This is a genomic window from Demequina sp. (genome assembly GCF_024642165.1).
Taxonomy (GTDB): Bacteria; Actinomycetota; Actinomycetes; order Actinomycetales; family Demequinaceae; genus Demequina.
Genome location: NZ_JAHEBP010000087.1, coordinates 1 through 8,925 on the forward strand (window position 1 = coordinate 1; position 8,925 = coordinate 8,925).

The 8,925-nt window shown below is 71.0% G+C and carries 7 protein-coding genes and 1 pseudogene; all 8 read right to left on the reverse strand.

Annotated elements, in window-relative coordinates; all coding sequences use genetic code 11:
• Window positions 1–290: FAD-dependent oxidoreductase (locus Q0L54_RS08445; protein ID WP_296667121.1), on the reverse strand; the 290-nt coding region annotated here is incomplete at its 3' end.
• Window positions 287–1,180 carry a phytoene/squalene synthase family protein gene (locus tag Q0L54_RS08450; protein WP_296667122.1) on the reverse strand — a complete coding sequence of 298 codons (894 nt, stop codon included), beginning with the start codon at window positions 1,178–1,180 and terminating at the stop codon, window positions 287–289. The genes Q0L54_RS08445 and Q0L54_RS08450, both read right to left, overlap by 4 nt.
• Entirely contained in the window at window positions 1,177–2,262 is a 1,086-nt protein-coding gene (locus Q0L54_RS08455) for a polyprenyl synthetase family protein (RefSeq protein ID WP_296667124.1), read from the reverse strand. Before Q0L54_RS08455 ends, Q0L54_RS08450 begins: the two co-directional genes overlap by 4 nt.
• Before the next feature lie 64 nt (window positions 2,263–2,326).
• Window positions 2,327–4,462 (reverse strand): Stk1 family PASTA domain-containing Ser/Thr kinase, encoded by a 2,136-nt coding sequence (pknB, locus tag Q0L54_RS08460; protein WP_296667127.1) that lies wholly within the window; start codon window positions 4,460–4,462, stop codon window positions 2,327–2,329.
• 44 nt (window positions 4,463–4,506) lie between these two features.
• On the reverse strand, window positions 4,507–5,466 hold the full coding sequence (locus Q0L54_RS08465) for a serine/threonine-protein kinase (RefSeq protein ID WP_296667131.1): 960 nt from the start codon (window positions 5,464–5,466) through the stop codon (window positions 4,507–4,509).
• Between the two features lies 1 nt (window position 5,467).
• On the reverse strand, window positions 5,468–6,931 hold the full coding sequence (locus tag Q0L54_RS08470) for a penicillin-binding protein 2 (protein WP_296667134.1): 1,464 nt from the start codon (window positions 6,929–6,931) through the stop codon (window positions 5,468–5,470).
• Window positions 6,932–8,272 (reverse strand): FtsW/RodA/SpoVE family cell cycle protein, encoded by a 1,341-nt coding sequence (locus Q0L54_RS08475; protein ID WP_296667137.1) that lies wholly within the window; start codon window positions 8,270–8,272, stop codon window positions 6,932–6,934.
• Window positions 8,272–8,925: pseudogene (locus tag Q0L54_RS08480) on the reverse strand (serine/threonine-protein phosphatase); the annotation flags it as partial. The pseudogene Q0L54_RS08480 and the gene Q0L54_RS08475, both read right to left, overlap by 1 nt.

The window sequence follows — 8,925 nt, forward strand, 5'->3', positions numbered from 1 at the left end:
GGGTCGAGGTCGATGAGGTCCAGCTCCTGCTCGACGTCCCGTCCCATCAGCGCGAAGTACTGCTCGAACGCCTCGGGCATGAGATACCAGGACGGTCCCGTATCGAACACGTGCCCGGAGATCTCGAGCCTGCCCGAACGGCCGCCGAGCGAGGTGTGACGCTCGAGCAGCACCACCTCGGCGCCGCCGCGGGCCAGCAGACCCGCCGTGGCGATGCCGGAGACACCGCCCCCGATGATCACGATGCGGGGCGCGCCGGTGCGCGGCGCGCGCGCCTCCCCGGCGCTCACGCGACGGCCCGGGGTCGAGTGACGGGCGTCAGGTTGCGTACCGCGAGCATCGCCTTGACCGGATTCGCCACCCTGATCCGCCGTGACACCAGGTCGCGCGCGGGGGTCTGCTCGATCTGTCGCAGGAGGCGCGCGTAGATGTCCACGGTGGTGCCCACCGCCACGCGGGCCCGCCGCGGCAGCGCGGGCAGGCAGGCCTCGGCCGCCGCGATGTCGTCCCGGCAGTCCGCCACCAGCTCCGCGACCCGTGCGTCGGTGAGGGTGGCGGCGGTCACTCCCGGGAAGTAGGAGCGTCCCAGCTCCGCATCGTCCAGCGCCAGATCCCGCAGGAAGTTGACCTTCTGGTAGGCCGCGCCCAGCCGCCGTGCGCCGTCCCGAACGGCGGGATCGAGCGGGCGCGGGCCGTTGCCCGTGTTGACGAACACCGCCAGGCACATCTCGCCCACCACCTCCGCGGAGCCGAAGATGTAGACCGCGAGCGACTCGTCCGTGTGCACCGCCTCGGTCAGATCCATCCGCATGGAGGCGAAGAACGGGTCGATCATCTCGCGGGTGATGCCCACGGCGCGGGCCGTGCGGGCGAAGGCGTGGGCGATCAGATCCGTGCTGAACCCGCGCGCCATCGCGGCGTGGAGCTCCGCCTCGAAGGCGTCGAGGAGCTCCGCGGCGTCGGGCCCGCGATACGTGTCGACGATCTCGTCGGCCACGCGCACCATGGCGTAGACCGCCTCGATGTGGGTGCGCATCTCGCGCCCCAGCAGGCGCGTTCCCACCCCGAACGAGGTGGAGTAGCGAGCGATCACCTGGGCCGCGGCCGCGCTGGCGGTCTCGTCGTAGAGGCTGAGCGAGGTCGCGTTGTCGAGGTGGACCCGCTTGCGGGCCTCGCTCACGACGCCCGACCCTCGAGTTCGTCCATGAGCGACGTGAGGTAGCCGGACAGCGGCGCGGGAATCCGCTCGTACGCGATGCGCCGGGCCGTCTTCGCGTGCTGACGCGCGACGCGCAGGGCGCGATGCCGAGCTCCGGATGCGATGAGCACGTCCCTCACCCGCTGCGCCCCCGCCTCGTCGAGGTCCGGGTTGCCCACCGCCGCGACCAGGATGTCCCGGCCCTCCTCATCGGCCTGTTGGAATCCCAGGCGCAGCAGCTCGGTGCGCTTGCCCGCCCGCAGGTCGGACAGCACCGACTTGCCGGTCACCTCCGGGTCGCCGAACACGCCCAGGTCGTCGTCGACGAGCTGGAAGCTCAGGCCGAGCGACGCGCCCAGCTTCTCGAGGTGGCCCACCATCGTGGGATCGGCGCCGGCGAGCTGCGCGCCGGCCAGCAGCGGCACCACGCACGAGTAGGTCGCGGTCTTGAGCTCCGCGACGAGAAGCGAGTTCGCGTCCTCCGGGGCCACCATGTCGCCGTACATGTCCAGCAGCTCGCCCGCGATGGTGGTGCGGATGGCGCGCGTGACCAGGTCCAGGCAGGCGATGCGGTGATGGGCGGGCAGATTGGCGCGAGAGATCAGATCGTACGAGGACGCCAGCGCCAGGTCACCGCCGAGCAGGGCTGCGGAGAGCACGTGCCTGTCCACCTGGTCGGGCTCGAGCCGGCTCCCCGCCAACGCGTGGCGCCGGGTGCCGGCGACGTTGGGCCGGCCGCGGCGAACCTCGTCGCCGTCCAGGATGTCGTCGTGGACCAGCATGGCCGTGTGGAGCATCTCCATGGCGGCCGCGACGGGGACCGCGGCCTCCGCATCGTCCCCTCCCAGGCCGGCGTAGGCGGCGAGGGTGAGCGACGGGCGCAGGTTCTTGCCGCCCAGGTACTGCTCACCCAGGGAGTCCCACAGGTTCCTGTAGTCGGAGCCGGCGGCGGGGAGTTCGCCCATGGCCTGTGTCACGTGCTCATCCAGCGTCGCCTGGACGGCGTCCAGGTTGGACGCGACAAACTCGCGCACTCCGTCGACCGTCACCATCGGCGTCACCATGCCAGCATAGACATCGGCGCCCCCCGGGGTATTCCCCAGGAAGCGCCGATTGTCCGAAACGTGACTAGCGACATTCGTACGTGGTGGTCGTGTCGTTCGGGTTGTTCGGGTCCGGGGTGACCAGCACCGCGCGGACGTCGCACCACAGCACCATGTCGACGATGGTTCCCGGGGTCACCTGGGTTCCGCCGCGCGGGTTGGTCGACTTCACCGTTCCGGCCTTGTTCTTGTCCGCGGCCGAGGTATCGGTCGACACGTTGCCGACGGACAGGTTGGCCCCGGAGATGTCGTTGGTCGCGGCGCCTTGGGACTTGCCGATCACGTCCGGCACGGCCACCGTGGAGGGCGCCTCGGCGACCACCAGTTCGACGCTGGAGCCGCGGTCGACGCGTCCCGCGCTCGGGCTCTGGGAGACGACGTTGCCCGCGGCGGTGCCGGTGGTCTCCCGGTAGGTCACCGAGGGGATCAGGCCAAGGTCCGCCAGCGCCTGACGGGCGTCCGCCTCGGACTGGCCGGACAGGCTCGGGAGCTCGACCTTGCCCGACGAGATCAGCAGCTTGATGGTCGAGTCGGCGGCGACCTCCTCGCCGGCGGCCGGCTCGCTGCTGGCGACGCGGCCCTCATCCAGGCCCGGATCGTCCACCGTGTCGGTGGCGATGACGCGCAGGCCCAGGTCCTCCATCGCCGTGCGTGCCGCCTCCTCGGTGTCACCGCGCACGTCGGGCACGGTCACCACATCGGGTCCCGCGGAGAGGTACACGGTGATCGTGTCGCCCTCGGAGGCGAACCGTCCCGCGGGCGGGTCGGTGCGCGTGACCAGGTCGATCTCCACGGTGTCGGACGGCTCGGTCTCAAAGGTTCCCGTGAGGCCGAGCGCTTCGAGCTCCGCCTCCGCCTCCGCCTGGGTCATCCCCTCGAGGTCGGTGATCTCGATGGTCCCGGCGGTCGGGCTCGGCTCCGTGGAGGGTCCCGACCGGGTCATCATGAACAGGGCGATGATGAGCAGGATGGCGGCGACGAGCGCCGCGCCCAGGATCGACCACTGGATGATGCGACGACGCCTCACGGCGGCCGCGTCCTCCTGAACCTCCTGCGTGGCGACCGCGCCGCTCATCGGCGCTCCCGCCGGGGTCACCGAGGGCGGCTGGCCCACGGTGGCCCACGGCCCGCCGGCCATCACGGCCGTCTCGCCCGTGATGGCCTGGCCGGGCATGATCTCGGTGGCGCCGGTCACCGGCGCACCGTCCTCGCCGGCCATGGCGGCGGCGGCCGCGACGCCCGCGACGCCCGCGCCGAACGCGGCGGAGCCGAGCGCTATCGAACCCGTGGTGGGGGCGATCTCCTCGCCACTGATGACGGCGCGGAGGTCCGCAAGGAACTCCTGCGCGCTCGAGTACCGCTCGTCACGGTTCTTCGACAGCGCGCGCAGCACCACCTTGTCCAACTCCTCCGGCACGTCCGAGGCGAACTGGGAGGGCAGCGGGGCGGGCTCGCGCACGTGCTGGTAGGCCACGGACACCGGCGAGTCGCCCACGAACGGGGGGCGACCGGTGAGCAGCTCGAACAGTACGCAGCCCGTCGAGTACAGGTCCGAGCGCGCGTCAACGTTCTCGCCGCGCGCCTGCTCGGGCGACAGGTACTGCGCGGTTCCCACCACGGCCTGCGTCTGCGTCATGGTCTGGCCCGCATCGGCCAGCGCGCGGGCGATGCCGAAGTCCATCACCTTCACGGCGCCCGTGGGGGTGAGCATGATGTTGGCGGGCTTGATGTCGCGGTGGACCAGCCCCGCGTGGTGCGAGTAGTCGAGCGCCGCGAGCACGCCCGCCGTGATCTCGACGGCCTCGTCGATGGGGGCGGCGACGTCGCCCTTGAGGATCTCCCTGACGGTGTGCCCCTCGACGTACTCCATCACGATGAACGGGACGGCCTGGCGGGACCCTGTGGCGTTGACGATGGTGTCCTCGCCGGTGTCGTACACGGCGACGATGCTGGGGTGGTTGAGGCCGGCGGCCGCCTGGGCCTCCCGCCGGAAGCGCGTCTGGAACGACGGGTCACGCGCGAGGTCGGCACGCAGGATCTTGATGGCCACCGTGCGGCCCAGACGCGTGTCGTAGCCGATGTGGACCTCGGCCATACCGCCGCGGCCGATGAGGTCGCCCACCTCGTACCGTCCGGCGAGGATCTTCGGTTCGTCGTTCATGGAGTGTCCTTCGGTGTCCGTCGTGCTGGGGGCCATTGTCGCATCTAGCGCACCCCAGGACGGCGGCGCTCGATATCGGGGCGGGGGCGGAACTCTCGCGGGGCGATGCTGGGGGGCATGGAGCGCCGGGACGATGCGCCGGTGGAGGCGGGCGCCTCGGCCGGCGAGGTGGGTGGCCCGCCGCCGTCGACCAGCTCGAGCTCGGAGAGCAGGCGGTCGAGTTCAAGGGCGGTGCGGGGACGCTTGCGCGGGTTCTTCTCGAGCAGCCGTTCGATGAGCGCGGCCAGCTGGGGCGAGGTGGTGGCGGGCAGCGGCGGCACCGGATCGTTGACCTGCGCGATCGCGATGTCGACCGCGCTCGCGGCGGTGAAGGGGCGCTTGCCCACCACCGACTCGAAGGCGATCACACCCAGCGCGTAGAGGTCGGAGGCGGGCGTGGCCGCCTTGCCCAGCGCGAGCTCCGGCGCCAGGTACTGCGCGGTGCCCATCACCATCCCGGTGGCCGTGAGCGTGGTCTGATCGGTGCCCCGGCTCACGCCGAAGTCGGTGATCTTGACGTGGTCGCGCTCCTGCACCAGCAGGTTGCCGGGCTTGACGTCGCGGTGCATCACGCCGGCGTCGTGCGCCACGGCGAGGCCGCGGCACGTGTGCCTCATGATCTTCACGAGGCGGGCCTCGTTCAGGGTGCGCTCGCGCTCGAGGATGGTCGACATCGGCTCGCCCTCGACCAGCTCCATGATGAGGTACGGCGTGCCGGCGTGATCGCCGAAGTCGTAGACCTGCGCGATGTTGGTGTGGATGAGCCCCGCCGCGTTCTTGGCCTCGTTGCGGAAGCGCTTGAGGTACGTCTCGTTCTCCATGGCGCCGTCCTTGAGGAGCTTGATCGCCACCTCGCGGTCGAGCTCGGCGTCCATGCCGCGCCAGACCTCGCCCATGCCGCCCACCGCGAGCAGGGACCGCAGCACGTAGCGCCCGCCCAGGGTGGTGCCCGCGTGGATCGACATGTCAGCGGCTCCCCTCGGCGGCGATGGCGGCCTCCATGACGATCCTCGCGATGGGTGCGGCGAGCCGCCCCCCGGTGATCTCGCCCTGCGCGTTGCCGCCGTTCTCGAGCAGCACGGCGACCGCCACCACGGGGTTGTCGGCGGGGGCGAAGCCCACGAACCACGCGTGCGGGTTCTCGTCGGCGCCCGTCTCCGCCGTGCCGGTCTTGCCGGCGACGGAGATGCCGGGGATCTGTGCGAGCCTGCCCGATCCGTTGTCGACCACGCCCACCATCATGTCGGTGAGGGTGTTGGCGTCCGCCGGATCCATGGGCGTCGACAGCTGCTCGGGCTCGTGCTGGTCGACGATGCGCAGGGCCGAGTCGCGCACGTTGTCCACCAGGTAGGGGGTCATGAGGACGCCGTCGTTCGCGATGCCCGCCGCGATCATCGCCATCTGCAGCGGCGTCGCCCTGTCGTCGTACTGCCCGATCGACGCCATCGCCGTCTGCGCCTTGTCCGGGTTGACGGGCAGCCGGGACGGGGTCACGGCGAGCGGGATGGACAGCTGGTCACCCCATCCGAAGTCTTCTGCCTTGCGCTCGATGACGCTCCAGCCCAGCGTCATCCCCAGGTTGGCGAATGCCGTGTTGCAGCTGATGCGGAGGGCGTCCGCGAGAGTCTGCTTCTCCGTGGGCGAGCACGATGCGCCGCCGTAGTTCTGCATGGTGATGGTGGTTTGCGGCAGCGGCAGCTCGTCCGGGGCGTAGAGCTCGGAATCCGCCGAGTAGCCGGACTCGAGTGCCGCGGCGGCGACCACCAGCTTGAACGTCGACCCCGGGGGGTACGTGTCGCCCGCGATGGCGCGGTTCACGAGCGGCCCGTCCTCCTGGGCCAGCAGCTCCTGATAGTTCGCGTTCACCTCGGACGTGCTGTGCCCGGCGAGCGCCGCCGGGTCGAACGTGGGGCTGGTCACCATGGCCAGCACCTCGCCGGTGCGCGGGTCGAGCGCCACCACCGCGCCGGTGTTGTCCCCGAGCGACTCGGACGCGGCCCGCTGCACCTCGGCGCTCAGCGTGAGCTCCACGCTCGCCCCGCGCTGGGTCTCGCCCGAGACCAGGTTGCCCAGCCGGGTCCAGAACAGCTCGTCCGCGGTGCCGGCGAGCAGCGCGTTCTCGGTGCTCTCGATGGCGGTGCTGCCGAACACGATCGAGTAGTAGCCGCTCGCGGCCGCATACAGCGGCCCGTCCGAATAACTGCGCTGGTAGTTGAAGGGATCGTCGACGGGCTGCGACCACACCACTGACTCCCCGCCCACCACGATGGGTCCCCGGAACGTCCCGTACTCGCGGTAGAGCGTGCGCACGTTGCGGGAATCGGCGTTGAGGTCGCCCGCGGCGATCACCTGGATGTAAGAGGCCGCGACCATGAGGGCCAGGAACAGCACCAGGATGAGAACGGACAGCCGCCGTACCGGCTCGTTCATCTACGCCACCTCGTCGGGGCGTCTGGCCTGATCGGAGATCCGCAGCAGCAGGCCGATCACCACCCAGTTCGCGAGCATCGAGGAGCCGCCGTACGCCAGGAAGGGCGTGGTCAGGCCGGTCAGCGGGATCACCCGGGTGACGCCTCCCACCACGATGAACACCTGCAGCGCGATCGCAAAGCCGAGTCCGGCCGCGAGCAGCTTGCCGAAGCCGTGCCGGATCCCGATGGCCGTGCGCAGGGCACGGTGCACGATGATCAGGTAGAGGGTGAGGATGGCCATGAGGCCGGTGAGCCCCAGCTCCTCGCCCAGCGAGCTGACGATGAAGTCCGATTCCGCGTAGGGCACCAGGTCGGGCCGCCCCTCCCCCAGGCCGGTCCCGAACAGCCCGCCCGAGGCCATCCCGAACAGTCCGCGCACCAGCTGCTCGCTGGCTCCCGAGCGGTAGACCTCGGGGTCGAGGGCGTGGAGCCAGGCGGTGTAGCGCGCGCCCACGTGGCTGAACAGCGTGCCGGCAAGCACGGCTCCGCCCAGGAACATGACGAAGCCCACGATCACCCAGCTGAGGCGCTCGGTGGCGACATAGAGCATCGCCACGAAGATGCCGAACAGCAGCAGCGACGTTCCCAGGTCCCGCTCGTAGATCTGCACCAGCATGGCGGCCACCCAGACCAGGGCGAGCGGGCCCATGTCGCGGGGCCGCGGGAAACGCATCCCGAGGATCTTGGGTCCCGCGAGCGCGAGGGTGTCGCGGTTGGAGACCAGGTATCCCGCGAAGAAGATAACGAGGGCGATCTTGGCGAACTCGCCAGGCTGCAGCGACTTGCCGAACACGCTGATCCAGATGCGCGCGCCGTTGATCTGCGTGCCGATCACCGGCATCAGCGGCAGCAGCAGGCCGATCAGGCCCAGCACGCCGGCGGTGTAGGTGAAGCGCCGCAGCAGGCGGTAGTCGCGCAGCAGCACCAGCACGAGCACGCAGAGCGTGATCCCCAGCAGCGTCCAGATCATCTGAACCTGGCCGAAGTCCGTGTCGCGGCCGCGCGCCGCGTACGCGAAGTCGACCCGACGGATCATCGCGAGGCCGATGCCGTTGAGAGCCAGCACGGCGGGGAGCAGCACCGGGTCCGCGAACGCGGCCCAGCGACGCACCGCCAGATGCACGCCCAGCGCCACGGCGACCCACACGCCCGCGTAGATCGCCAGGGGCACCAGTTCGAGGTAGTCCGCGTGGTAGTCCACCAGGCCCCGCGCCAGCACCGCGATCAGCACGGCGATGCCGAGCAGGCCCAGCTCCGCGCGTCGTCCGGTGCGGACGGTGACGTCGGCGACCGTCGCCACTAGCTGCCCTGCCCCAGCGACTCGACCACGGCGGAGGCCTTATCCAGGCTGTCGACGCGAATCGCATCGTCCACCCGCTCGCGCTGGTAGGGCGCGAGCTCGTCGACGGGGATCCCGGTCTGCTCCACCAGGTGGGACAGCGTCAGGTTGCCCAGGCGGTCCGGGACGCCGCGGTAGATCGCCACGAAGCCGTCGGACTCGCCCACGAAGTACTGCTGCTGGGACCACCAGTAGCCACCCCAGGTGAGGCCCACGAGCACCAGCAGCGCCAGGAAGGGCAGCACCCACGGGCGGAGCCTCGCCCAGCCGTCTCGGTGCGGCTCCTCGTCGTCCTCCGGCTCGTCGCGCGCCGCGAGGCGGGCGGCCTTCCCGGCGGGCGAGTCGCCCCCGGCGGAGGGCTTGCGGCGCTCGCGGGCCGCCGAGCCCACCACCTGCGAGGAGGTGGGCGGGCCCACGCCGTCGGGCGAGGCGTCGATGTCCACGATGTCGCCGATGATGCACGTCACGTTGTCCGGGGCGCCCGCGGCGAGCGCGAGGCCCACCAGGGCGTCGGCGCAGTCCGCCGGGTCCTCGACCTCGAGCATCGTCTTGCGCATCGTGTCCTTGCTCACCACGCCCGAGAGGCCGTCGGAGCACAGCATCCACCGGTCCCC

Bases quoted from the DNA above. Each gene is read 5' to 3' on its own strand.
- pknB (WP_296667127.1), bottom strand. From the start codon at position 4,462: ATGAACGACGAACCGAAGATCCTCGCCGGACGGTACGAGGTGGGCGAC.
- Q0L54_RS08465 (WP_296667131.1), bottom strand. From the start codon at position 5,466: ATGTCGATCCACGCGGGCACCACCCTGGGCGGGCGCTACGTGCTGCGG.
- Q0L54_RS08470 (WP_296667134.1), bottom strand. From the start codon at position 6,931: ATGAACGAGCCGGTACGGCGGCTGTCCGTTCTCATCCTGGTGCTGTTC.
- Q0L54_RS08455 (WP_296667124.1), bottom strand. From the start codon at position 2,262: ATGGTGACGCCGATGGTGACGGTCGACGGAGTGCGCGAGTTTGTCGCG.